The following is a 23393-nucleotide window of genomic DNA, read 5'->3' on the forward strand; positions in this document are numbered from 1 at the left end:
GTGCGGAAGTCAACCCCGGTGCACCGGCTGACTCCTTTCAGGTACTCGCAACCCTCGCCATAGTCACGGATAGTAGTCAATTGACTACGTTGCGCTGCGTCGACAAGGGGAGACCAGATGACCGTCCACGAGATCGCGGCCGGAGCCGCATGCGGGACCGAAGTGGGCCAGGGCGATGCCCGCTACGAGGCCCTCCGGAGAGGGTTCAACCAGCGCTTCATCGCGACACCTGACTATGTGTCAGTGGTCAGCTCGACGCGCGAGGCCGTCGCCGCGCTCAACAAGTATCTGGCGAGCCACCGTTCCGATGCGGATCTGCATCGGCGGATCACGGTCCGGTCGGGCGGCCACTGCTACGAGAACTTCGTCTGCGGCGACGACGTGGGCGTGATCCTCGACCTCGCGCAGATGGACCGGGCCTACCTGGACCAGGAGATGGGCGCGTACTGCGTGGAGTCCGGGGCGAACAACTGGCATGTCGCCACCCACCTCTACGCGCCCTTCGGCGTGGCGCTGCCCGGCGGCTCCTGCTACTCCGTCGGTGCCGGCGGCCATGTGGCCGGCGGCGGCTACGGCCTGCTCTCCCGTCAGCACGGCCTGACCGTGGACTACCTCTACGCGGTGGAGGTCGTCGTGGTCCGTGACGGACAGCATGCGGAGGTCGTGATCGCGCGCCGTGATGCGCCCGAGCAGGAACTGCGGGATCTGTGGTGGGCCCATACCGGCGGGGGCGGCGGGAACTTCGGCATCGTCACCCGGTATTGGTTCAAGGGGCTGCCCAAGCCCCCGTCCGAAGTCCTGCTGCATGCCGTGGCCTGGCCGTGGGATGACCTCAAGGATCACCCGGACCGCTTCAAGTCGCTGGTGCGGAACTACGGGCTGTTCTTCGAGTACGAGAACACCCCGGAACTCCCGGCGTCCCTCCGCCGCGACTACAGCGACATGTTCACCCTGCTGAAGCTGAACCAGCGCGCCAACGGCAAGATCGGGCTGATCACCCAGCTCGACGCCACGAGGCCGGACAGCGTGGAACGGCTGGAGGCCTTCCTGGAGTGGCTCACCCAGGACCTGGGCGTCGAACCCACCCCGCTGGACCGGCGCATGGGCGAGCACGCGCCCATGGGCGGTCTGCACGTGCCGACCCGGCTGCCGTGGCTCACCGCCACCCAGACGCTCAACGGTTCCGGCGACAACCAGTGCGGCAAGTACAAGTCGGCGTATATGACGCGCGGTTTCACCGAACCGCAGCTCGACGCCATCTTCACCCACCTGTCGGGCAAGGGCTACAACAACCCCCAGGCGCTGCTCCAGGTCGACTCCTACGGCGCCGCGATCAACCTCCCCGACAGCGCCGACACCGCGGTCTACCAACGCAGCTCCGTGCTGAAGCTCCAGTACCAGACGTACTGGAACTGGCAGAAGGACTCCAACGACGACGGTGTCGCCGACTACCAGGACGCCGACATCGACCCCTCGATCGCGGCACCGCACCTGCGCTGGATCCGCGAGTTCTACCGCGATGTCTACAAGGACACCGGCGGGGTGCCCGTGCTGTCGCCGACCACCACCCCGGCCGGGGAGCAGCCGATGCCGGTGACCGACGGGTGCTACATCAACTACCCCGACACCGACCTCGACGACCCCGAGTGGAACCGCTCCGGCCAGCCCTCGCACCGCCTGTACTACGGCAACAACTACGCACGCCTACAGGCGGTCAAGGACTACTGGGACCCGCGCAATGTGTTCCGGCACGCCCAGTCCATCCGGCCGGTCACCCGCTGATCCGTACCGCGCCGCCCCTCGGGGACGATCCGTCCGGTCCGCTGCCGTGGAGGTCTCCCCTGGTCACCCACCGTGATCCGCTCACCGACTCGCTCCCGCCTCCCTGCGTGCCGCACCATGGAGAGGAGGCCGTGAATGACGACATATCCGGTGAGGCGGTGGCGGGGTGGACGCTCTGGCCCCCGAGGGCGGACACGGCGACCGTGGCTTACGACGACGGCTTCCGGCATACGGAGGCGGTACAGGCAGTGACCGCACGAGTCCCTGGATCCACCGGGGCTGAGCTGACCGCCGTCTACGTGCCTGCCGCAGGAGGCGGCGAACTTCAGCTGGCCGAGATGGTCGGCGGCTCCGGCGCTCCCTACGGCCTGCCGACGGGCTTCGCGATGTCCGGCAGCTCACCGGTCGCCGCCGCCTTCCGCACCGGCGTCCCGCTGTGGCTGAGCCCGGCGGAGCTGGCGCAGTACGGCGTCACGGGTCCCCCCGGCAGTCCTGGTGCGGAGCCCTGGGACGGTGCCGGGGCGCTGCCGGCCGACGTTTCGATGGGTGTGCTGCCGCTGGGCGGGGAGGCCAAGCGGCTGGGATGCCTGGTGGTCATGGACAAGGCCGCGGACGCCTTCGACGCCGACCGCCGCCATCTGCTGGAGCTGCACGCCGATCAGGTGGCCGCGGGGCTGGAGGCCGTCGCGGCCCGGGTCATGGCGCGGACGGAGCGGCGGTCGCTGCTGGGGCCGGGGCTGGACACCCTCCGGGGCGGCGCGTTCACGCTGACGCTGGGCACCGGACGCATCGACGCGGATGCCCAGGTGATGGAGTTGTTCGGCATCGCTCCCGAGCAGTTCGACCGGCGGGTGGAGACCCTGCTGGAGCGCACCGCTCCGGACGACGTTCCCGCGCTGATGTCGCTCGTCGAGCCGGGCCGGCTGCCCACCGCCGGCCAGCAGCTGTCGATCCGTATCCGCCGGCCCAACGGCGAACTGCGCTGGCTGAGCCTGCGCTGCCGGGTACTGGTCGACGCCGACGGCGCCCCGGAGCGTGTGCTGGGAGTGGTTGCCGACGCCTCCTATCTGCGCCCCGGTGCGGACGAGGTCTCCGTCGTGCAGCGGCTGTCCGCCGCGCTGGCCGGTGCCACGACCATCCGGGACGTCAGCCGGGTGGTGGTCTCCGCCCTGCGGATGCCGCTGGCGGCCACCCGGGTGGCGGTGGCCGAGCTGAAGGCCGACCGGTTCGTGGTGACCGTCCTCGACCCGCCGGAGCCCGATGCCTGGCCCGCGGCATGGCGGTCGGAGTGGCGGTCCGAGTGGCCGGATACCTCGTGCCACTCCCTGCCCACGCTGGAGAGCGTGCTGCGGGGCGGCCATGTGGCCCTGTGGCCTCCGGGCGCGGCCCTCGAACCCGGCCTGGCGGGCATCGGGCCCGGCGGTCTCGCCGTCCTGCCGCTGCCCGCCGACGGCCGGATCGTCGGGATGTGCCTGATCGGCTGGGAGGAGGAGCATCCGTTCGGGCCGGAGGAGCGGTCCTTGCTGACGGCGACCGCGGGGCTGGTGGGCCAGGCCCTGGTACGCGCCCACGCACTGGACGCCGGGCATGAACTCGCCACGATGCTCCAGCGCAGTCTGCTGCCCCGCAAGCTGCCGGCGCTGCCCGGCGGGGTGGCCGTCGCCCGTTATCTGCCCGCCACGATGGGGCTCGAAGTGGGCGGCGACTGGTACGACGTCATCCCGCTCTCCGACGGCCATGTCGGGCTCGTCATCGGCGATGTGGAGGGCCACAGCGCCGGCGCCGCCACGATCATGGGCCAGATGCGCACGGCCATCCGGGCCTACGCGGTGGAGGGCCATCCGCCGGATGTGGTGGTCTCCCATGCCAATCGGCTGCTGCTCGGCATGGAGACCGATCTGTTCGCGACCTGCTGTTATGTGGATCTGGACATGGAGGAGGGCATTGCCTGGTTCGTCCGGGCCGGGCATCTGCCGCCGTTGCTGCGGTTCCCCGACGGCAGTACGGAGGCGCTGTCGGTCGAGGGCGGGCCTCCGCTGGGGGTGGCCGCGGAGGGTGAGTTCCCGCTGACCGAGGTGGGTCTGACCCCCGGCACGGTTCTCGCGCTGCTGACGGACGGCCTGGTGGAGTCGGCCACGCTCCGTCTGGAGGACGGCATCGGCCGGGTGCGCGAGCTGCTCGCCGCGGCCGATCCGGCCGATGCCGGGCGGCTGGCCGACGAGCTTCTCGGGGACGCGAAGCGGCGCGACGACGATGTGGCGGTGCTGGTGCTGCGCTACGACGGGATGCGCGTCCGCCCGACCCGGGTGCGCTGGACGGTGTGGCGGCTGCCCGACGCCGTCATGCACGCCCGCCGCTTCACCGCGCGCACCCTGCGCTCCTGGAACGTGACCGAGGAGTTGGACGTGGCCCTGCTGGTGGTGTCCGAGCTGGTCACCAACGCCATTGCGCACACCCAGGGGGAGGTGCGGCTGGATCTGACACTGGCCGCGGACCGGCTGCGGATCGCGGTGAACGACGCCTCGCCCCGTTCACCCGTCAAACCGGCCAGCGTGGACTGGGAGGCGACCGGCGGCCGCGGGCTGCTGCTCGTCGAGGCGATGTCGGCGTCCTGGGGCTCGGTGCCGCTCAGCGGCGGCAAGCAGGTGTGGAGCGAGGTCCCGCTGCGGCCGGGCGAGCAGCCAGGCGCCGAGGAATTGCCGGCCGCTCCGGACGGTCGGCCGGAGGGTGAGGAGGCCCGATGATGCGTGCTCGTCCGCGTGGCGCTGCCGTCCTCCTGGCGGGGCTGTGCATGGTGGCCGGGCCGGCCGCCTGCGGGCAGGCCGGCGGAGCGCGTGAGCCGAGCGGGCCTGCCTCCGGCGGCGAGGTGAAGATCGGTGTGCTGCTCCCGGACAACACCTCGCGCCTCTATCACTTCGACAAGCCCCTGATCGAGAAGAAGATCCGCCAGCTGTGCCCGGAGTGCACGGTGGAGACCGTCAGCGCGGAGCACGATGTGGCCACCCAGCAGCAGCAGATGGACGCGATGATCACCAAGCGGGTCCGGGTACTGATCCTCGACGCCGTCGATTCCAAGTCGCTCCGCGCTCCGGTGGAGAGCGCACGGGCGGCAGGAATCCCGGTCGTCGCCTACGACCGCCTCGTGGAGGGACCGGTCTCGTCCTATGTCTCCTTCAATGGCGAGAGGGTCGGCCGGCTCCAGGGCGAGGCGCTTCTCAAGGCCCTCGGCGACAAGGCGCACGGCGCCCAGATCGTCATGATGAACGGCGCTTCGACGGACCCCAACTCCGCCTGGTTCGAGCAGGGCGCACTGGCCGTACTCAAGGGCCGGGTGAAGATCGGGAAGGCCTACGAGACCGCCGGGTGGCGCCCGGAGAATGCCAACCTCAACATGTCCGCCGCCATCTCGGCGCTCGGTGCCGACCACATCGACGGCGTCTACTCCGCCAATGACGGGCTCGCCGCCGGCGTCATCTCCGCCCTGCGGGCCGCCAAGGTCGACCCGCTGCCTCCCATCACGGGGCAGGATGCCGAACTCAGCGCCATTCAGAGCATCGTCAAGGGCGATCAGTACATGACCGTCTACAAGCCCTTCGAGCCCGAGGCCGACACCGCCGCCGCCATGGCCGTCGCGCTGGGACGCGGCAAGAAGCTGGACGGCATCACCACACACACGGTCAACAGCCCCACCACCCGCGGCATCCCGGCCGTGCTGCTCACCCCGGTCTCCGTGACCGTGCACAACATCAGGAACACGGTGGTCAAGGACGGCATGTACACGATCGATCAGATCTGCACCCCCAAGTTCGCGTCCGCCTGCCGGGCGGCGGGGCTCACCGGATAAGGCAGGTGCCCATGGAGTCCGGCGCAACACTCCGGCGGCCGAGGCCGGCACCGCCCCTGCTGGCGCTGCGCGGCATCTTCAAGCGGTACGGCGCCGTCCAGGCGCTGGCGGATGTCGATCTGGAGGTACGGGCCGGTCAGGTCGTCGCGCTCGTGGGCGACAACGGCGCAGGCAAGTCCACGCTGATCAAGGTGATCGCCGGTGTCGATCCCGCCGATGAGGGCGTGGTCGAGTGGGAGGGCCGTCCCGTACAGATCACCCGCCCCCATGAGGCCCAGGACCTGGGAATCGCGACCGTCTATCAGGACCTCGCGCTGTGCGACAACCTCGACGTGGTCGGCAATCTCTTCCTCGGCCGCGAGATCCACCGGGCCGGAATCCTCGACGAGGTGGAGATGGAGCGCCTCACCCTGGGCCTGCTCGACACCCTTTCCATCCGGATGCCCAATGTGCGCCTCCCGGTCGCCTCGCTCTCCGGAGGCCAGCGGCAGACCGTGGCGATCTCCCGCTCGCTGCTGGGCGAACCCCGGCTGGTGCTCCTCGACGAGCCCACCGCCGCCCTGGGGATCGAGCAGACCGCCCAGGTGCTCGACCTGGTGGAGCGGCTGCGCGAACGTGGTCTCGCCGTGCTGCTCATCAGCCACAACATGGGTGACGTCAAGGCCGTCGCGGACTGGATCGCCGTACTGCGACTCGGACGCAACAACGGGTTCTTCGATGTGACGACGACGTCCCACGAACAGATCATCTCCTCGATCACCGGAGCCACGGACAACGCCGTGACGCGCCGCAAGGCGCACGGGCGGGAGGGGGAGCTGTGAGCAGAACATGGGCGCTGAGGAAGCACAGGCCGGCCGGCGGGCAAGGCGGCACTCCCGAGAGCGGGGCCGCCGCCGGCCTGCGTCGGCTCAAGGCCGGGCTCGGCCCGCGGAACGTCCTCGACCTGTTCAAGCGCAGGTTCCACAGCGGCGAACTCGGCTCGGTCCCGGTCGCCCTCGGCCTGGTCGTGGTGTGGATCATCTTCGAGAGCCTCAATGAGAACTTCCTCTCGCCGCGCAATCTGTCCGGTCTGAGCGTGGACATCGTCGGCACCGGCATGATCTCGGTGGGCGTCGTCTTCGTGCTGCTGCTCGGCGAGATCGACCTCTCGGTCGGCTCGGTGAGCGGCCTCGCGGCGGCCGCTTTCGCGGTGCTGAACGTGCAACACGGCGTGCCGGAGGGGCTCGCGCTGCTGTTCGCGGTGCTCGGCGGCATGGTGATCGGGGCGATCCAGGGTTTCTTCTTCGCCAAGGTCGGGGTGCCGGCGTTCGTGGTCACCCTTGCGGGCCTGCTGGGCTGGAACGGCCTGATGCTCTACATCCTGGGCTCCAGCGGGACCATCAACCTCGACGACAAGGGCCTGCTCGCGATGCTGACCGGCTACTACTTCACCAATGTGGCCGCCGCCTACGGCCTGGCGGCATTCGGCACCGCCGGGTACTTCCTCGCTTCGTACCACGACGCGCGGCGGCGCAGGGCCGCCGGCGTGCCCGCCCCTCCGCTGAGCGAGATCCTTCTGCGCACGGGCGTGCTGGCGGTGATCACCATGGCCTCCGCCGCCGTGCTCAACCAGTTCCTGGGGCTCCCCCTGGCCCTGTTGATCTTCCTCGTCGTGCTCGTCGGTCTCGACTTCGTGCTGCGCCGCACGCGCTACGGACGCATGATCTTCGCGCTCGGCGGCAGCGTCGAGGCCTCCCGCCGCACCGGCCTCAATGTGGATCTGGTCCGGATCTCGGTCTTCATGATGTCCGGCACGATGGCCGCGGTCGGCGGCCTGTTCCTGGCCTCGCGCGTCACCTCGGCCAGTCAGACGTCGGGGGCGGGCCTGCTGCTGATGGATGCCATCGCCGCCGCGGTGATCGGCGGCACCAGTCTGTTCGGCGGACGCGGCCGGACCTGGTCGGCCCTGCTCGGTGTCCTGGTCATCCAGTCGATCGCCTCGGGGGTGGCCCTCATGGGCATCCAGACGGCCGTGCAGTTCATGATCACGGGCGGTGTGCTGCTCATCGCCGTGGTCATCGACTCGCTGGCGAGGCGGGCGCAGAAGGCGCACGGACGGGTCTGACGGGCTGAGCGGACGGCCGGCGGGCTGACGCCGAGGGGACGGCCGGCGGTCCGACGCGCGGGCGGGCGTTTCGGCTGCCGTACGCCACGGAACACCTCAGCCGATGCCCGCGATCCTGCACGCACTGTCCATCGCCGGATCCATGACCTGGGAGATCACCTGGGCGCTGATCCTGGGCTTTGCGCTGTCCGCGGTCGTCCAGGCCGTGGTACGCCGGTCCACCGTGGCCGGTCTGCTCGGCGACGACCGTCCCCGCACCCTGGCGCTGGCTTCCGCGCTGGGCGCCGCGTCCTCCTCCTGCTCGTACGCCGCGGTCGCGCTGGCCCGGTCCCTGTTCCGCAAGGGCGCGGACTTCACCGCGGCCATGGCGTTCGAGATCGCCTCCACGAACCTGGTGGTGGAACTCGGCGTCATCCTGGCCGTGTTGATGGGGTGGCAGTTCACGGCCGCCGAGTTCATCGGCGGGCCGGTCATGATCGTGGTCCTGGCCGTGCTGTTCCGCCTCTTCCTGCGGGACAAGCTGCTGCGCGAGGCCCGTGAGCAGGCCGAACGGGGGCTGGCCGGCTCCATGGAAGGCCATGCCGCGATGGACATGTCCGTACGCCGCGAGGGGTCCTTCGCCCGGCGGCTGTTCTCCGCCGAGGGCCACACCGCGACCGCGCACGTCTTCGTCATGGAATGGGCCGCGATCATCAAGGATCTGGTGATCGGCCTGCTGATCGCCGGTGCCATCGCCGCCTGGGTCCCCGACAGCTTCTGGCGCGCCTTCTTCTTCGACGGACACCCACTGGCCGAGAAGCTCTGGGGCCCGCTGATCGGGCCGCTGGTGGCGCTCGCCTCGTTCGTCTGCTCCATCGGCAATGTGCCGCTGGCGGTGGTCCTGTGGAAGGGCGGTATCAGCTTCGGCGGAGTGGTCGCCTTCATCTTCGCCGACCTGCTGATCCTGCCGATCCTGAACATCTACCGGAAATACTACGGAGCCCGGATGGCCCTGTTCCTGCCGGCCACGTTCTATGCGGCCGCCGTCGTCGCGGGCTATGCGGTCGAATTCGGCTTCGGCGCACTGGGGCTGATCCCCCACCGGGCCGACGCGAAGATCCCCATGTCCGGGGTCTCCTGGGACTACACCACCTGGCTCAACATCGTCTTCCTCCTCCTTGCCGCCGCGCTGGTCCACCGCTTTCTGCGCACCGGGGGCCCGGCCATGCTCCGGATGATGGGCGGCACCCCGCACGCCGGCCGGCGGACGCCCACCACGGACGACGGCACCGGGCACGGCCCGCACTGACCGGCATCGGCGGGTGGGGGCCGATCGGCTCGTGCCGGAGCGCGCGAGGTCGAGCACCCTTGAGGTAGGGGCGCGAAGGCGCCGAGCGCGCCAGGAACGGAGCGAGGCCATGAAGGATGTCATCACCGCCGGTGTGGACGGTACGCCCGAGTCCTTGTCCGCGACCCTGTGGGCGGCACAGGAAGCACAGCTGCGCCGGGCACGCCTGCGGCTGCTGCATGCGTGGGTGATGCTGGCGGCGGAACCGGAGCGCCACCCCCCTGAGAAAGGAGACCAGAACTACTGGCCCCATCGGATGATGGGCGAGGCCCGCACGGCGGTGCGCACCCGCTTCCCGGACCTTCCGGTGGACGAGCTCCTGGTGCCCAAGGACCCGCTGGAGGCCCTACAGGAAGCCTCGGAGCAGTCGGACCTGCTGGCCCTCGGCTCCCGGGACCTGGGCCCGGTGGGCCGCTTCGCCCTCGGCGAGCTCGGTCTGAAGCTGGTGGCCCACAGCACCTCCCCCACGGTTCTGGTACGCGCCCGGAAGAGCGCGCCGGCGGTCGAGCGGGACGGGGAGGTGCTGGTCGGGCTGAGCCTGCACGAGCCGTGCGAGGCACTGCTCGCCTTCGCCTTCGACAGCGCCGCACGGCGGGGCGTGACCCTGCGTGTCGTACACGGCAGGCACCTGCCCGCGTACGCGTACAACCGGGGCGGCGGCGTGGAGCCGATCGCTGCCGAGGAGGCCGCACGGGACGCGCGGCAGGAACTGGCCGCGGCCCTGGAGCCCTGGCGGGAGAAGCATCCGGACCTGCGGGTGGACGAGCGGGTGGTGATGGAGAGCCCGGCACCGGCCCTGTTGCACAGCGCGGCGGACGCGGGCCTGCTCGTCGTCGGGCGACGGCACCGGCTCCGGTTGCCCACGCGCCGTATCGGCCATGTCGTGCAGGCGGTCGTCCACCACGCGCCGTGTCCGGTGGCCGTGGTGCCGCACGAGTGAGCGTGGGACAGCGGGCGTCCACGGTCTGAGACGGCCGGTGGCCGGCACCAGGACGACCCGCGGGAGAAGGCGGATGATGACGGTGAGGGCTCATGCGGCGGGGACCGGCTGCCAAGGGCACGACGGCCCCGTGTGCGGCCTGAGGAGGCGGCCCCCGGCAGGAAGGCAGAGGTGAGCCATGGCAACGACAGTCGAGTGGCCCGTCCGTCTGTACCTCTTCGAGGAGGACGGAACGACCAAGGCACGCGTGGTGCTCCGGACCGGAACGACCACGCTGACCGGGCACGGGACGGCCCGGTGCAGCCCCGAGGACCCGGACGTACCGGAGATCGGGGACGAGATCGCGGCCGGGCGCGCGATGCGGGACCTCGCCGGGCAGTTGCAGCGGGTGGCGGACCTCGATCTCGAAGGCGTCGGAGCCGCACCGCCCCGGCATGAGCATCGCGCCGCCTACGGCTGGACGAGCGCGATGGCGTGAGTCCGGTGCGGACGCCGTCGCCGGCCGGCCGGTGGCGCGGCGGTCCGCGGAAGGAGTCGGCCATGTCGGATGCGACGATCACCGACCTGTACGAAGTGACCATGGCCCTCTCGTACCTCCACGAGGGCATGACGCAACCGGCGACGTTCAGCTGCTTCGTACGCGCCCTGCCGCCGGACCGGGGATTTCTGGTCGCCGCCGGGGCCGAGACGGTGCTCGACTTTCTCTCCGGCTTCGCTGTCGACCGCGAGGATGTCGAGGTGTTCGCGGAGGTGCTGCAACGGCCGGCGAGGGACCTGGCTCCGCTGTTGGGGATGCGCTTCACCGGGGAGGTCCGGGCCGTGCCGGAGGGACGGGTGGTGCTGGCCGGTGAGCCGCTGCTGGAGGTCACCGCCCCGCTGCCGCAGGCGCAGCTCGTGGAGTCGTATGTGCTCCACCACCTCAGTCATCAGACGACCATCGCGTCCAAGTGCGTCAGATGCGTGCTCGCCGCGCGGGGACGCTCCGTAGTGGATTTCTCGCTGCGGCGCACCCATGGCACCGCCTCCGCCCACCAGGTGGCGCGGCTGGGTGCCATGACCGGTTTCGCGGGCACCAGCAATGTGGCGGCGGCCCACGCCGAGGATCTGCCGGCGGTCGGCACGATGGCGCACTCGTACATCGAGGCGTTCGGGGACGAGGAGGCGGCGTTCACCGCTTTCGCGCTCTGCCATCCCGGACCGGTGACCTTGCTGGTGGACACCTACGACACCGAATCCGGCGTCGCGGCAGCGGCCCGGGTGCTCAACGGGCTGGGCCGTGGTGACGGGTCGGCCATCCGGCTGGACAGCGGGGACCTCGCCGGGCTGGCCTTCCGCGCACGCTCGATCCTGGACAACGCGGGGCTGCCGCAGGTGCGCATCGTCGCCAGCGGCGGGCTGGACGAGTTCGCGGTGCACGATCTGGCGCGGGCGGGAGCACCGATCGACGTCTACGCCGTGGGCACCCTCGTCGGGGTGAGCGCCGACGCTCCCGCGCTGGACTCGGCCTACAAGCTCGTCGCCTACGACGGCCGCCCCATGATGAAGCTGTCGTCGGCGAAGGCGACCGCCCCGGGGCGCAAGCAGGTCTTCCGCCGGCCCGGGTGCGTCGATGTGCTCGGCCTGGCGGACGAGCCGGTCCCGGTGGGCAGTACGCCGCTGCTGGAGACGCTGATGCGCGGCGGCGAGCGCAGCACCCCGCACGACCGTCTGGCGGACGCCCGGCGGCGGGTCGCGGCGGATGTCGCGGGGCTGCCCGCCGCGGCCCGGCACATCCGGTCGCCGCACCCCGTGCGGGCGAAGGTCTCCAAGCGGCTCGCCGCACTGACCGAGCATGTCCGGCGGCGGATCGAGCGCGAGGTCCTGGCTCCGTTCGGCTCGCACGCCTGAGCCACCGGAGGCTTTTCTCCGTACCGTCGTCGTATGGCGGACAAGCAGCACGGCATCGGCCCCGGGAAGCTGCCGCGGTCGCTGTACGAGCGGGAGCTGTACCGGTTGCAGACGGAGCTGGTGAAGGTCCAGGAGTGGGTGCGTACCGAGGGTGCCCGGCTCGTCGTCGTCTTCGAGGGGCGGGACGCGGCCGGCAAGGGAAGCACGATCAAACGCGTCACCCAGTACCTCAATCCCCGGGTGGCGCGGATCGTGGCGCTGCCCCGGCCCACCGAGCGGGAACGCGGCCAGTGGTACTTCCAGCGCTATACGGAGCACCTTCCCGCCGTCGGCGAGATCGTGCTGTTCGACCGCAGTTGGTACAACCGGGCCGGTGTCGAGCGGGTCATGGGATTCTGCACACCGGCCGAGCACCAGCGGTTTCTGCGGCAGTGCCCGGTCTTCGAGCGGATGCTGGTGGAGGACGGGATCCTGCTGCGCAAGTACTGGTTCTCGGTGAGCGACGAGATGCAGGAACAGCGGTTCCGGCGCCGGCTGAAGGATCCGACGCGGCGCTGGAAGCTCTCCCCCATGGATCTGGAGTCGCTGACCCGCTGGGAGGAGTATTCACGGGCCAAGGACGAGATGTTCGTCCACACGGACATCGCGGAGGCACCGTGGTACGTCGTCGAGAGCGACGACAAACGCCGGGCCCGGCTGAACATGATCGCCCACCTGCTGTCGACGGTGCCCTACCGCGACATCACCCCGCCGGAGCTCACCCTGCCGCCGCGGCCGCCGGCCACCGGCTACCAGCGCCCGCCCCGGGATCTCCAGACCTACGTTCCCGATCACGCGGCGGAGCTGGAGGAGTAGGGCGGGGCACGTGGCGGCCGGCTCAGGCATGCCGTGGCACCACCGCCACGGGGCAGGCGGCGTGGCAGAGAGCGGTGTGCGCCACCCGGCCGGGCCGCAGGCCGAAGTGACCGTGGCGGCGCTGCGCTCCGACCACCAGCAGATCCGCGGCGGCGGCGCGGTGCACCAGCACCTTGTGTGCCGGTCCCTCGACCAGGGCGCGGTGCACCCGCACCGTGGAATGCTCACCGGCCGCCTCCGTCAGCGCGTCGGCCAGCACCTCCGCCGCCTGCTGCTCGTGGTAGCGGCGGGCATCCGCGGGGAGCGGCGGCGCATCGGGCGGCTCATGGGCGGGGCGGTGCCAGGCGCACACCGCCTCCAGCGTGCAACCGCGGGCCTCGGCCGCGCGGAAGGCGAAGCGGACGGCCGGCAGGTCGTCGGCCGGGTCGGTGACGCCGAGGAGGACGCGCTCGTGGGTCCCCGCGAGCGCGGCCTCGTCGCCGCGCACCACGATCACCGGGCACCGGGCGCGGGCCGCGACCGTCAGACCGACCGACCCCAGCAGCAGTCCGGCGACCTCCCCGCGTCCCCGCGAGCCCAGGACCAGCGCCGTCGCATGGAGGCCCTCGTTCAGCAGGGCGGTGACCGGGTCGTCGGCAAGCACCTCCGCCGAGATCGTGAGGTCCGCGTGACGGCTGCGGGCGTGTTCGACGGCGGACGCCACGATGTTCTCCGCGAGCACCTGCTCACCGGGACGTTCCGGACCCTGCGGCGCCGTTCCCTCGTAGCGCTCCCACCGGGAGGCGTGGACGATCCGCAGCGGGAGCCCGCGCCGTGCCGCCTCGTCCACCGCCCAGTCCAGCGAACGGAGGGCGGAAGCCGATCCGTCGGTCCCCACGGTCAGCGGATGCTCCATCGTCCCCACTCCCTTCCGCTCCTCGGCGAAGAGGTCCGTACTGCCACCGTCGCACCGTGTTGCGGTGCGCGCAGGGGACGGGGGGGCGGGGCGGCGCTCGCCCCGGGGCGTGCGGCGCGCCCGGCGCCCCAGGCCGTGGTGCCATGGAAGGGAGACACCGACGAACGGAACCGTCACCATGACCGGCGCGCCGTCCCTGGCCCCTTGCCTGCACTCGATGCGGGCCGTGGTCCTCGACACCGACGGGGTCATCACCGACTCCGCCCGGACGCATGCCGCGGCCTGGAAGAGCGCCTTCGACGCGTGTCTGTCGGCCGCGGGCGGACAACGGCCCTTCGACCCGGTGGACGACTATCTCCAGTATGTCGACGGCCGCTCCCGGCAGGACGGGGCAGCGGCATTCCTGCACTCCCGGGGTCTTGAGCTGCCGCTCGGCTCTCCGGACGACGCGCCGGGCACGGACACCGTCGGCGCCGTCGCGGCCCGCAAGGACGAGCTGTTCACCGCGAGTCTGCACCACCGTGCCGTCGCCACCTGGCCCGGCACCGTGCGCCTGCTGCGGGCACTGCGGGACCACGGGGTGCCGTGCGCCGCCGTCTCGGCGTCCCGCCATGCGACCGAGCTGCTGGCCGCCGCCGATCTGCTCGGGCTCTTCCAGGCCGTGGTGGACGGCAACGAGGTGCGCCGGCTGCATCTGCCGGGCAAACCCGACCCCGCGCTCTTCCTGGAAGCGGCACGGCGGCTCGGCGTCCCGGCCGAGGACACCGCCGTGGTGGAGGATGCGCTCGCCGGTGTCGAAGCCGGCCGCCGCGGCGAATTCGGGCTGGTGGTGGGCGTGGACCGGACCGCCGGCCCGTACAGTGCCACCGCGCTGCGCCGCCGTGGCGCCGATGTGGTCGTGAGCGACCCGGGCGAGCTGCTGACGTCCGGGGAGGGGGCATGACGCGGGCGTGGACCTGGTCGTACGAGGGGTACGACCCGGACACGGAACGGCTGCGCGAATCGCTGTGCGCGCTCGGCAACGGCTACTTCGCCACCCGCGGCGCGGCGTCCGAGGTGCCGGCCGGGCCCGCGCACTACCCGGGCACCTACGCCGCCGGCTGCTACAACCGGCTCGTCTCCACCGTGGGGGGCCGCCCCGTCGAGAACGAGGACATGGTCAACCTGCCCAACTGGCTCCCGCTGCGCTACCGGATCTGCCCCGCCGACGCGGCTCCCGGCCCCTGGCTCTCCCCCGACCACGCGCACCTCACGGAGCACCGGCAGACCCTGGACCTGGGGCACGGCACGCTGACCCGCTGGTCGGTCTACGAGGACGAGGCCGGCCGGCGCCTGAGCGTGGAGCAATGCCGCCTGGTGCACATGGGAGAACCCCATCTGGCCGCGCTGCGCACCTGTTTCGCCTCGCACGGATGGGCGGGCACGGTGGAGGTGGAGTCCGGGATCGACGGGGCGGTGCGCAATGCCGGGGTCGCGCGCTACCGCGAGCTGGCGGACCAGCATCTGACGGGGTGGGACACCGGTACCGAGCGGCGGGACACGGTGTGGCTGAGCTGCCGCACCCTCGACTCGGACATCCGTATCGCGCTGGCCGCCCGGACCCGCGCCACCTCCGGCCGGGGCGTGCTGCCCCGCCCGCAACTCACCGCGCTACAGGCCGCTCAGACCCTGTGGGTGCCCGTCAGCCCCGGCTCTCCCGCGGTCGTCGACAAGACGGTGGCGCTGTACACCTCCCGGGACCCGGCGATCGACAGTCCGGTACACGCGGCCGTGGACGCTGTGGTGCTGGCCCCGCACTTCCGGCAGTTGCGCGCGTCGCACCGCCGCGCCTGGGAGAACCTGTGGCGGCAGGCGAAGCTGGAGGTCCCCGGAGAGGCCGGCCGGATTCTGCGTCTGCACCTCTTCCACGTTCTCCAGACCCTCTCGCCGCACACCGCCGAGCTGGATGTCGGGGTGCCGGCGAGGGGCCTGCACGGAGAGTCGTACCGCGGGCATGTCTTCTGGGACGAGCTGTTCGTGCTGCCGTTCTTGAATCTGCACCTTCCCCAGGTCTCCCGGGCCCTGCTCGACTACCGCCACCGGCGGCTGCCCGCCGCCTGCCACGCGGCACGGGAAGCGGGCCGTTCCGGGGCGATGTACCCGTGGCAGAGCGCCGGGGACGGCCGCGAGGAAACCCAGGAGCTCCATCTCAATCCGCACTCGGGGCACTGGCTGCCCGATCATTCCCGGCTCCAGCACCACGTCGGGTCGGCGATCGCCTACAACGTGTGGCAGTACGGACAGGCCAGCGGCGACACGGAGTTCCTGCACACCAGGGGCGCGGAGATGCTGCTCCAGATCGCCCGCTTCTGGGCATCGGCCGCGGACTGGGACCCCGCCCTGGGCCGGTACCGCATCCGCGGGGTCGTCGGTCCCGACGAGTACCACGACGGCTATCCGGGAGCCCTCGAACCGGGCGTGGACGACAATGCCTACACCAACGTCACGGCGGCCTGGGTGCTGATGCGTGCCCTCGAACTCTGCCGCACGCTCCCCGAGGCCGAGCAACGGCAGCTGTCCGAACGTCTTCAGCTGTGCCCGGACGAGCCCGAGCGCTGGGAGGACATCGCCCACCGGCTTCATGTGCCCTACCACCGCGGAGTGATCAGCCAGTTCGCCGGATACGGGGACCTCGCCGAGCTCGACTGGCACGGCTACCGGCACCGCTACGGCGACATCCGCCGGCTGGACCGGATCCTGGAGGCCGAGGGCGATACGGCCAACCGCTACCAGGCCTCCAAACAGGCCGATGTGCTGATGCTCGGCTATCTCTTCTCGCCGTCGGAACTCGCCTCGGTGTTCCGCGCCCTCGGGCACCCCCTCGACGACGACATCTGGCACGCCACCGTCGACTACTACCTGCACCGCACCAGCCACGGCTCCACTCTCAGCGCCCTGGTCCACGCCTGGGTCCTGGCCCGTGTCCACCGCCCCGACGCCTGGACGTACTGCGAGGAGGCACTGACCGGGGATGTGGCGGACGTCCAGGGCGGCACCACGGCGGAGGGCATCCATCTGGGGGCGATGGCCGGCACCCTGGACTTCGTCCAGCGCGGGATGACCGGCCTGGAGACCCGCGACCAGGCGCTGTGGCTCGACCCGGCGCCGCTGCCCGAGCTCTCGAAGTTCGGGGTCCGCATCCGCTTCCGGCGCCACTGGGACATCGATCTGCGCATCCGGGCCGAGCAGGTGCGGATCGCGGTACCGGCGTCCGAGAATGCCGCGGTGCGGGTGAAGCTGCGCGACCGCTCGTTCTCCCTCGCGCCCGGTACGTCCCGCCGGCTCGATCTGCCCGACGACTGACGGACGGGCGGACGGGCGGACGGGCGGACGGCGGGCCGGAGCGAGCCCGGGAGGGCCCGGTGCGCCGCGCCCGGACACGGCCCGTCCGCGGCACGACGGGCCGTGCGACCGCTGAGCTCGACGGCCAAGTCACCGCCGCAACGGGCCCTCACAGCGGAAGTCCGCGCTGCCGGCCCGGCCCGAGGGCCAGATCTCGGTGGGGCCGAAGGAGCAGTTCATATCGGTGAAGTTGTTCGCGGCGGGCTTGGCGCGGTCGAGGATGAAGTAGTCGACGGTTTCGGACATGTCCTTGAAGACCTGGTCGGGGCTGCCCGAGTTGCCGAGATTGGCGGTGATCCGGCCGGTGCAGAGGAACCGGCCGAGGCCCGGGTCGCCCTCGTCCTTGCAGGCGGGCGTGTTGGCGGTGGCGGCGGCGAACGCGCTCTGCACCTCGGCGGGGGTGGCGAACTTCAGGGAGCCGTTGGGGGTGAACGTCGTGTTGGGTACGAAGAGGTCGTCGACGGCGGCGATCTGCGCGTCGAGGAAGGCGTCGTACTGCTGCTGCATGCCCGCGTCGGACCCCATGCGGTTGCGCCAGGAGTCGAACGCGGCCGGGTCGTCGGCGCGCAGATGCCGGTACATCTCCTGGAGCAGCGCCGGGTGCTCGCGCCACAGGAACTCGAAGAACGTCCCGGCGTAGGAGTAGAAGCGGAAGCCGTCGTGGTCGTACGTCGCGTGCAGGAACTCGTTGACGGTCATGCGGGGTTTGCCGCCCGCGGTGTCCGCGATGATGTCGCGCACGAGTGACCGGCGCACGGCAATGCCGTTGTCGCGGGTCGAGCCGTCGAAGAACTCGGCGCTGCCCTCGTCCATGGCGGTGGTGCGGTCGCCCTCGTACCAGGGGCCTGCGCCGAAGAAGCCGGGGACGGCGAAACGGCCGTTGAGGTAGTGGACGTACTCGTGCCGGAAGAGCTCTTCGAGGGTGAGGCTGGAGTCCTGGGGGACGCGCCGCTGGTAGGTGTAGAAGGTCGCGCCCTGCTCGATGTAGACGCCGCCGTTGTTGGTGCCCATGCCGGTGAGCAGCGGGTGGTAGACCTCGTAGTCGGCGCGCGAGGCGTACAGGACGATGGTGAGCGTGGTGTTGGGGTCGCCGGCGAGCGGCTCGCTGGTGCCGAGCACCCGGTGGAACTGGGCCCTGACCTGCTTGGACGCGTAGTAGAGCTGGTCGACGACGGCGCGGTCGAGGGCGGTGCGGACCTTGATGGCGCCGTTGTCGTAGGAGTAGGTGCGCGGGAAGATCCGCTTTTCGATGTCCTCCTTGCACACCCCGTACGGCTTGCAGGCGTCGAAGAAGCCCAGCCAGGTGGCGACCTTGGCCCAGGGTTCGCTGCCCTCGCCGAAGTTCGCCACGGTGGTGGGGAGGAGGGCTCCGAGGTCGGCGACGATGGCCTTCTTGAGGGAGGGGATCTGACCGAAGCGGCCGTACTCCCCGAGCGCGTCGCGTACGACCCATGCATTGGGGGTGCCCTTGAGGTGGGTGTACCCGGCGAAGGCCTTGAAGACGGCGCGGTAGCCGGGGTCGGCGGCGACCGCGTACTGGAAGGCGGTGTCCTTGTTGCCGGGGTAGACGCCGAGGTAGTTGACGGAGAGCGCGGCGAGGGCGGCGTTGCCCCAGGCCTGGTCCTTGTGGGTGGCGGGGTGGGCCGCGTCCATGGTGGCCAGCACCCGCTGGATCAGGTCGAGTTGATGCTGCCGCAGGCCCGGGGCGCTGGCGGCGTTCAGGGCTTCGCGCAGGGTGTCCGCGTTGGCCCGGGTGACGTCGAAGGTGCGGGCGGCGGAGCCGAAGGCGTCGACGGCGCGGCGTACGGCGTCGACGGTGGGGGCGTCGGTGGTGTCGATCTCGTCGTGCGAGAAGTCCTGGTAGGCCACTGCGTGCAGATACGTGAACATCTCATACAGATGGCTGCTGTTCTTGCCGTCGTGGGCGGCGGCAAGGCTGGTGATGCGACGGGCCACGGCCTGGACGTGGGCGTCGGACATGACGGGGATGAGCCGGGCGTCCCACGTCCAGACGAGGTTGCGCAGGCAGTCGTCGGCCGTGACGGCCGGGTCGGCGAGGAAGTCCGCGAACTGCTCGGGGCTCAGGCCGGTGATGCCGTCGAGAGTGCAGGGCGCGACGGCGGGTCTCGGCCTGTGCGGCGCGGTGGAGGGTCTGGTCTGCGGGCCCGGTATGTGGCCTCTCTTTGTCACCGTGCGCGGCGCCGGCGCCGGGGCGGGGTCGGACTTCGGTGTCCTGGCGAGGCGTTGGACCTGGTCGAAGGGGTTGGCCGTGGGAGCAGTGGGCCGGTGCCCGGACTGCTGCGCCTGGGTCCGCTGTACGGGCAGGGCCGACGTGTGGGGTGCCGCCTGGGCCACCTGGACGGCCGGCAGGGCGAGGGTGGTGGCGAGCGTCGCGGCCAGCAGGATCCTGCGCGGCATACGCGGATGTGACACCTGAACCTCCGGGAGGGGGTGGGGGGTTGTGCGGGGGGGGTGGGGCCATGGCCTTCACTCCACGAGGTGCGACCCGTAACATAGTAATGTGAAATTGCACTGACAAGGCTTCAGGTAACTTTCTTTCCCGGAGGTGTCGACATGACCTCGCGCGCCCCTCAACTCCACACCGGAAGCCATGACTTGCCGGTGTCGGACGCCCTCGCCGGCTTCATGACCGGCGGGTGGGCCGCCACCCCGCTCCCCGACGGGTCCCGCGTTCCGGGCTTCGACCGGTTCGCCGGCCGCCGGGCCCGGCTCACCGCACGCTTCCCCGGCGAACGACTGCTCGTCCCCGCCGGTGAGCTGACGGTCCGTTCCCACGACTGCGATCACCGCTTCCGCCCGCACAGCGCCTACGCCTGGCTGACCGGGCTGACGGGCGAGGACCAGCCGGGGCATGTCCTGGTGCTGGAGCCGGACGGGGAGGCGGTGCTGTATCTGCGGCCGCGGTCACCGCGGGACGGCAGGGGCGAGTTCTACCGGGACCGCCGCTACGGCGAGTTCTGGGTGGGCCGCCGCCCCGATCTGACCGAGGCCGGGCGGCTCACCGGCCTCCGCTGTGCGCACCTGGACGACCTCGTCCGCCACCGGACCGACCGTGACGCCGCCCATGACGCCGAACTCGCCTGCACACTCAGCGAGTTGCGGCTGGTCAAGGACGACTGGGAGGTGGCACAGCTCCAGCAGGCCGTCGATCACACCGCCACCGGCTTCGAGGATGTCGTACGGTCCCTGCCCACCGCGCTGCGCCACCCGCGCGGCGAACGCTGGATCGAGGGGGTCTTCCAGCTGCGCGCCCGCGCCGAGGGCAACGGCACGGGGTACGAGACCATCGCCGCCGCCGGCGCCCATGCCTGTGTGCTCCACTGGATCCGCAACGACGGCCCGCTCGATCCCGGCCAGTTGCTGTTGCTGGACGCGGGCGTGGAGACCGAAGCGCTGTACACCGCCGACATCACCCGCACCCTGCCGCTCTCCGGGCGCTTCTCCCCCGTCCAGCGACGGGTGTACGACCTGGTGCTCGCCGCGCAGGACGCGGGTATCGCCGCCCTCAAACCGGGGGCGAGTTTCCGCGACTTCCACCGGGCCTGTACGGGCGTCCTGGCCGAGGGGCTGGCCGACTGGGGCGTACTTCCCGTCCCGGCGGCGGAAGCACTCGCCCCCGACAGCGGCCTGTACCGGCGTTACACGCTGTGCAGTTCGGGCCATATGCTCGGGCTCGATGTGCATGACTGTGCCCGGGCGCGGGCGGATCAGTATCTGGACGGCGTGCTGGCCGAAGGGCAGGTCCTCACGGTCGAACCGGGGCTCTATCTCCAGCCCGACGACGAGACGTTGCCACCGGAACTGCGCGGCATCGGTATCCGTATCGAGGACGATCTGGTGATCACCGCGGACGGGGCCCGGCTGATGTCGTCGGCGCTGCCGCGCACCGCCGACGGGGTGGAGGAGTGGATGGAAGGGCTCCTCACCGGACGGGCCTGACCCGGCGGCGTCGGTCGTCAGCCCTGGCGGACGACCGACGCGCGCTGTGGGTGCGGTACCAGCGGTTCGTCACGGCCCTGGGCCCACAGCGAGCGGACATGGCCGAGGTGGCGGGCCATACAGGACTCGGCCGCCTCGGCGTCGCCCGTCAGCATCACGTCGAGCAGCTCCACGTGCTCCTCGGCCGAGGGCAGCAATTGGTTGCGCTCGTCGAGGCGGGTGAGGCCGTAGAGGCGGGAGCGCTTGCGCAGATCGCCGACCGTCTCGACGAGGCGGTCGTTGCCGCTGAGGCCGAGCAGTTCGAGGTGGAAGCGGCGGTCGGCCTCCAGGTAGCCGATGAGGTCGTGCGCCCTGGCGGCCGCGACGATCTCCAGGGCGGCCGGCCGGAGGGCCTCCAGCTGTGCCCGGCCGGCGGTGCGGGTGACCTGGCCGACCACCGGGACCTCGATCAGGGCACGGATCTCGGTGTACTGGTCGAGGTCGCGCTCGCTCACCTCGGTGATCCGGAAGCCCTTGTTGCGGACCGGTTCGACCAGCCCTTCCCGGGCCAGGTCGAGCATTGCCTCGCGTACCGGGGTCGCGGAGACACCGAAGTCCGCGGCGAGGCCCGGGGCCGAGTAGACCGACCCCGGGCGGAGCTCCCCCGCGATCAGCGCCGCGCGCAGCTGATGGGCGACCTGATCGCGCAGCCGCTCCTGAGCGGTGACCAGGCTGCGGTGCTTGAGTTCACCCATCGTGCTCCTTCAAGTTGACGCGGAGGGCCAGCGTACAATGTCACGTTGCGCCAACTCCCTGGTCACGGTCAACGGCCGTCGCCACAGCCGGTGGTCACAGCAGAAAACCCCCGGGAAACGGATCGGACGGGTCGAGGAAGTACTGCGCGGTGCCGGTCACCCAGGCCCGTCCGGTGACCGTGGGCACGACGGCCGGGCGCCCGGCGACCGTGGTTTGTGTGACGAGGCGGCCGGTGAACTCCGTCCCGATGAAGGACTCGTTGACGAAGTCCTGGTGGAGGGGGAGTTCGCCGCGTGCATGCAGCTGCGCCATCCGCGCGGAGGTACCCGTTCCGCACGGCGAGCGGTCGAACCATCCGGGGTGGATGGCCATCGCGTGCCGGGAGCGGGTGGCGTCCGACCCCGGCGCGGCGAAGTAGACGTGCTTGAGGCCGCCGATCCGCTCGTCCTCGGGGTGCACCGGCCGGTCGGCGGCGTTCACGGCGTCCATGAGGGCGAGTCCGGCGGCGAGGATGTCGTCCTTACGGGCCCGGTCGAAGGGCAGTCCGACGCTGTCCAGCGGCAGGATCGCGTAGAAGTTGCCGCCGTAGGCGAGGTCGTAGCCGATCGTGCCGTGGCCCGGGACGGTGACCTTGCGGTCGAGTCCGGCGCAGAACGCGGGCACGTTGGTGAGGGTGACGGCCGTGGCCGCCCCGTCCCGCACCTGTACCGCGGCGGTGACCAGTCCGGCAGGGGTGTCCAGCCGCACCGTGGTCACGGGTTCCTGGACCTCCACCATGCCGGTCTCGACAAGGACGGTGGCCACGCCGATCGTCCCGTGTCCGCACATCGGGAGGTAGCCGGAGACCTCGATGAACAGCACGCCGTAGTCGGCGTCGGGGCGGGTCGGCGGCTGGAGGATCGCACCGCTCATGGCGGCGTGGCCGCGCGGCTCGTACATCAGGAGCGTACGGATGTCGTCGCGGTGGGCGGCGAAATGCTGCCGGCGCTCGGCCATGGTGGCGCCGGGCAGGGTGCCGACGCCACCGGTGATGACACGGGTGGGCATGCCCTCGGTGTGGGAGTCGACGGCGTGGAAGACGTGGCGGGTGCGCATGGGGAGCCCTCTCAGTGGTGGCCGGCGAGGTCATGGGTGTCAGACGGCGAGATCGGCACGCCCGTGTCCCTCCTGGGTGGTGATCGCATCCCCGGGCCGGGCCGGCACCAGGCAGGCCCGCTGGTTGGGCTGACCGTTGACGGTGGCCAGGCAGTCGAAGCAGGAGCCGATGCCGCAGAAGGCCCTGCGCGGGCGCCCGTCGCGCCGCGTGGTCCGCCAGGAGAGCACACCGGCCGCCCAGAGCGCGGCGGCGCGCTCCCCTCCCTCCGGCCCTGCCCCGCTCATCCCTGCTCCGCCCCACGAGAGCGTACGGTCGAAGCCGACCCGTTCACGGCTGGCACCGATCAGCACCGGGCCCGCCGCAGTGCCCTCGACGACGGCCTTGTCGGAGACGAGCAGATTCCCCTCACCGGTGCCGGTGGTGCCGCCCGCGACGGGTCCGCGGTCGACGACGGCGACGGAGAGGCCGGACCGGCCGGCGTAGTAGGCGCAGGCGGCGCCGACCACTCCGGCCCCGACGATGACGACATCCGGAGCGTCCAGGGGCTGTCTGTGTCTCGTGGGCACGTCAGTAATATGTCACACAAC

At 71.2% G+C, this 23393-nt stretch carries 18 protein-coding genes and 1 pseudogene; 13 read left to right on the forward strand and 6 right to left on the reverse strand.

Annotated elements, in window-relative coordinates:
- The first annotated feature begins 117 nt into the window (after window positions 1-117).
- From IF67_RS0107320 to ppk2, 10 genes are all read left to right on the forward strand, one after another.
- Window positions 118-1782 carry an FAD-dependent oxidoreductase gene (locus tag IF67_RS0107320; protein ID WP_051817750.1) on the forward strand — a complete coding sequence of 555 codons (1665 nt, stop codon included), beginning with the start codon at window positions 118-120 and terminating at the stop codon, window positions 1780-1782.
- Between the two features lie 338 nt (window positions 1783-2120).
- Complete coding sequence (locus tag IF67_RS0107325; protein WP_234341023.1) at window positions 2121-4526, forward strand: SpoIIE family protein phosphatase; 2406 nt, start codon at window positions 2121-2123, stop codon at window positions 4524-4526.
- Window positions 4526-5626 (forward strand): sugar ABC transporter substrate-binding protein, encoded by a 1101-nt coding sequence (locus IF67_RS0107330; protein ID WP_030983300.1) that lies wholly within the window; start codon window positions 4526-4528, stop codon window positions 5624-5626. The genes IF67_RS0107325 and IF67_RS0107330 overlap by 1 nt, the downstream gene beginning before the upstream one ends.
- A gap of 11 nt (window positions 5627-5637) precedes the next feature.
- Window positions 5638-6447: an ATP-binding cassette domain-containing protein gene (locus IF67_RS0107335; protein WP_051817752.1), complete on the forward strand. Its 810-nt coding sequence runs from the start codon at window positions 5638-5640 to the stop codon at window positions 6445-6447.
- Entirely contained in the window at window positions 6444-7730 is a 1287-nt protein-coding gene (locus IF67_RS0107340; RefSeq protein ID WP_030983305.1) for an ABC transporter permease subunit, read from the forward strand. Before IF67_RS0107335 ends, IF67_RS0107340 begins: the two co-directional genes overlap by 4 nt.
- Window positions 7731-7833: 103 nt before the next feature.
- A complete protein-coding gene (locus IF67_RS0107345) occupies window positions 7834-9018 on the forward strand; it encodes a permease (protein ID WP_030983308.1) in 1185 nt (394 codons plus the stop codon).
- 109 nt (window positions 9019-9127) lie between these two features.
- On the forward strand, window positions 9128-9997 hold the full coding sequence (locus IF67_RS0107350) for a universal stress protein (RefSeq protein ID WP_030983310.1): 870 nt from the start codon (window positions 9128-9130) through the stop codon (window positions 9995-9997).
- Between the two features lie 178 nt (window positions 9998-10175).
- Window positions 10176-10475: a dsRBD fold-containing protein gene (locus tag IF67_RS0107355; RefSeq protein ID WP_030983311.1), complete on the forward strand. Its 300-nt coding sequence runs from the start codon at window positions 10176-10178 to the stop codon at window positions 10473-10475.
- 62 nt (window positions 10476-10537) lie between these two features.
- Window positions 10538-11884 carry a nicotinate phosphoribosyltransferase gene (locus IF67_RS0107360; protein ID WP_030983313.1) on the forward strand — a complete coding sequence of 449 codons (1347 nt, stop codon included), beginning with the start codon at window positions 10538-10540 and terminating at the stop codon, window positions 11882-11884.
- A 33-nt stretch (window positions 11885-11917) separates the two neighbouring features.
- Window positions 11918-12739, forward strand: a complete 822-nt coding sequence (gene ppk2, locus IF67_RS0107365; protein WP_030983316.1) for a polyphosphate kinase 2 — start codon at window positions 11918-11920, stop codon at window positions 12737-12739.
- 22 nt (window positions 12740-12761) lie between these two features.
- On the opposite strand, the gene IF67_RS0107370 is transcribed toward ppk2, so the two are convergent.
- A complete protein-coding gene (locus IF67_RS0107370) occupies window positions 12762-13634 on the reverse strand; it encodes a universal stress protein (RefSeq protein WP_030983318.1) in 873 nt (290 codons plus the stop codon).
- Between the two features lie 178 nt (window positions 13635-13812).
- On the opposite strand from IF67_RS0107370, the gene IF67_RS0107375 reads away from it, so the two are divergent.
- Window positions 13813-14577 carry an HAD family hydrolase gene (locus tag IF67_RS0107375; protein WP_030983320.1) on the forward strand — a complete coding sequence of 255 codons (765 nt, stop codon included), beginning with the start codon at window positions 13813-13815 and terminating at the stop codon, window positions 14575-14577.
- Window positions 14574-16976 carry a glycoside hydrolase family 65 protein gene (locus IF67_RS0107380; protein WP_030983322.1) on the forward strand — a complete coding sequence of 801 codons (2403 nt, stop codon included), beginning with the start codon at window positions 14574-14576 and terminating at the stop codon, window positions 16974-16976. Before IF67_RS0107375 ends, IF67_RS0107380 begins: the two co-directional genes overlap by 4 nt.
- Before the next feature lie 129 nt (window positions 16977-17105).
- On the opposite strand, the gene IF67_RS0107385 is transcribed toward IF67_RS0107380, so the two are convergent.
- The gene (locus IF67_RS0107385) at window positions 17106-19433 is read right to left on the reverse strand and encodes a collagenase (RefSeq protein WP_037838972.1); all 2328 of its coding nucleotides are present in this window, start codon (window positions 19431-19433) and stop codon (window positions 17106-17108) included.
- A 156-nt stretch (window positions 19434-19589) separates the two neighbouring features.
- Between IF67_RS0107385 and IF67_RS0107390 the strand changes: the two genes are divergently transcribed.
- Window positions 19590-20975, forward strand: a complete 1386-nt coding sequence (locus IF67_RS0107390) for an aminopeptidase P family protein (RefSeq protein WP_030983326.1) — start codon at window positions 19590-19592, stop codon at window positions 20973-20975.
- A 17-nt stretch (window positions 20976-20992) separates the two neighbouring features.
- Here the strand turns inward: IF67_RS0107390 and IF67_RS0107395 are convergent, their stop codons facing one another.
- The 4 genes and pseudogenes from IF67_RS0107395 to IF67_RS41195 all read right to left on the reverse strand — a co-directional run.
- Window positions 20993-21709, reverse strand: a complete 717-nt coding sequence (locus IF67_RS0107395) for a GntR family transcriptional regulator (protein WP_048828799.1) — start codon at window positions 21707-21709, stop codon at window positions 20993-20995.
- A gap of 94 nt (window positions 21710-21803) precedes the next feature.
- Window positions 21804-22805 carry a proline racemase family protein gene (locus IF67_RS0107400; protein ID WP_030983328.1) on the reverse strand — a complete coding sequence of 334 codons (1002 nt, stop codon included), beginning with the start codon at window positions 22803-22805 and terminating at the stop codon, window positions 21804-21806.
- A gap of 39 nt (window positions 22806-22844) precedes the next feature.
- Window positions 22845-23090, reverse strand: coding sequence for a (2Fe-2S)-binding protein (locus tag IF67_RS38880; RefSeq protein ID WP_037839010.1), 246 nt, complete (start codon window positions 23088-23090; stop codon window positions 22845-22847).
- 96 nt (window positions 23091-23186) lie between these two features.
- A pseudogene (locus tag IF67_RS41195) lies at window positions 23187-23372 on the reverse strand (FAD-dependent oxidoreductase); the annotation flags it as partial.
- Window positions 23373-23393: the final 21 nt, after the last annotated feature.

This window comes from Streptomyces sp. NRRL S-1813 (assembly GCF_000719605.1).
GTDB classification, from domain to species: Bacteria; Actinomycetota; Actinomycetes; order Streptomycetales; family Streptomycetaceae; genus Streptomyces; species Streptomyces decoyicus.

Excerpts from the sequence above, each read along its gene's own strand:
- IF67_RS0107320 (WP_051817750.1), top strand. The coding sequence starts at position 118 with ATGACCGTCCACGAGATCGCGGCCGGAGCCGCATGCGGGACCGAAGTG.
- IF67_RS0107325 (WP_234341023.1), top strand. The coding sequence starts at position 2,121 with ATGGTCGGCGGCTCCGGCGCTCCCTACGGCCTGCCGACGGGCTTCGCG.
- IF67_RS0107330 (WP_030983300.1), top strand. The coding sequence starts at position 4,526 with ATGCGTGCTCGTCCGCGTGGCGCTGCCGTCCTCCTGGCGGGGCTGTGC.
- IF67_RS0107335 (WP_051817752.1), top strand. The coding sequence starts at position 5,638 with ATGGAGTCCGGCGCAACACTCCGGCGGCCGAGGCCGGCACCGCCCCTG.
- IF67_RS0107345 (WP_030983308.1), top strand. The coding sequence starts at position 7,834 with ATGCCCGCGATCCTGCACGCACTGTCCATCGCCGGATCCATGACCTGG.
- IF67_RS0107350 (WP_030983310.1), top strand. The coding sequence starts at position 9,128 with ATGAAGGATGTCATCACCGCCGGTGTGGACGGTACGCCCGAGTCCTTG.
- IF67_RS0107355 (WP_030983311.1), top strand. The coding sequence starts at position 10,176 with ATGGCAACGACAGTCGAGTGGCCCGTCCGTCTGTACCTCTTCGAGGAG.
- IF67_RS0107360 (WP_030983313.1), top strand. The coding sequence starts at position 10,538 with ATGTCGGATGCGACGATCACCGACCTGTACGAAGTGACCATGGCCCTC.
- ppk2 (WP_030983316.1), top strand. The coding sequence starts at position 11,918 with ATGGCGGACAAGCAGCACGGCATCGGCCCCGGGAAGCTGCCGCGGTCG.
- IF67_RS0107370 (WP_030983318.1), bottom strand. The coding sequence starts at position 13,634 with ATGGAGCATCCGCTGACCGTGGGGACCGACGGATCGGCTTCCGCCCTC.
- IF67_RS0107375 (WP_030983320.1), top strand. The coding sequence starts at position 13,813 with ATGACCGGCGCGCCGTCCCTGGCCCCTTGCCTGCACTCGATGCGGGCC.
- IF67_RS0107380 (WP_030983322.1), top strand. The coding sequence starts at position 14,574 with ATGACGCGGGCGTGGACCTGGTCGTACGAGGGGTACGACCCGGACACG.
- IF67_RS0107385 (WP_037838972.1), bottom strand. The coding sequence starts at position 19,433 with ATGCCGCGCAGGATCCTGCTGGCCGCGACGCTCGCCACCACCCTCGCC.
- IF67_RS0107390 (WP_030983326.1), top strand. The coding sequence starts at position 19,590 with ATGACCTCGCGCGCCCCTCAACTCCACACCGGAAGCCATGACTTGCCG.
- IF67_RS0107395 (WP_048828799.1), bottom strand. The coding sequence starts at position 21,709 with ATGGGTGAACTCAAGCACCGCAGCCTGGTCACCGCTCAGGAGCGGCTG.
- IF67_RS0107400 (WP_030983328.1), bottom strand. The coding sequence starts at position 22,805 with ATGCGCACCCGCCACGTCTTCCACGCCGTCGACTCCCACACCGAGGGC.
- IF67_RS38880 (WP_037839010.1), bottom strand. The coding sequence starts at position 23,090 with ATGAGCGGGGCAGGGCCGGAGGGAGGGGAGCGCGCCGCCGCGCTCTGG.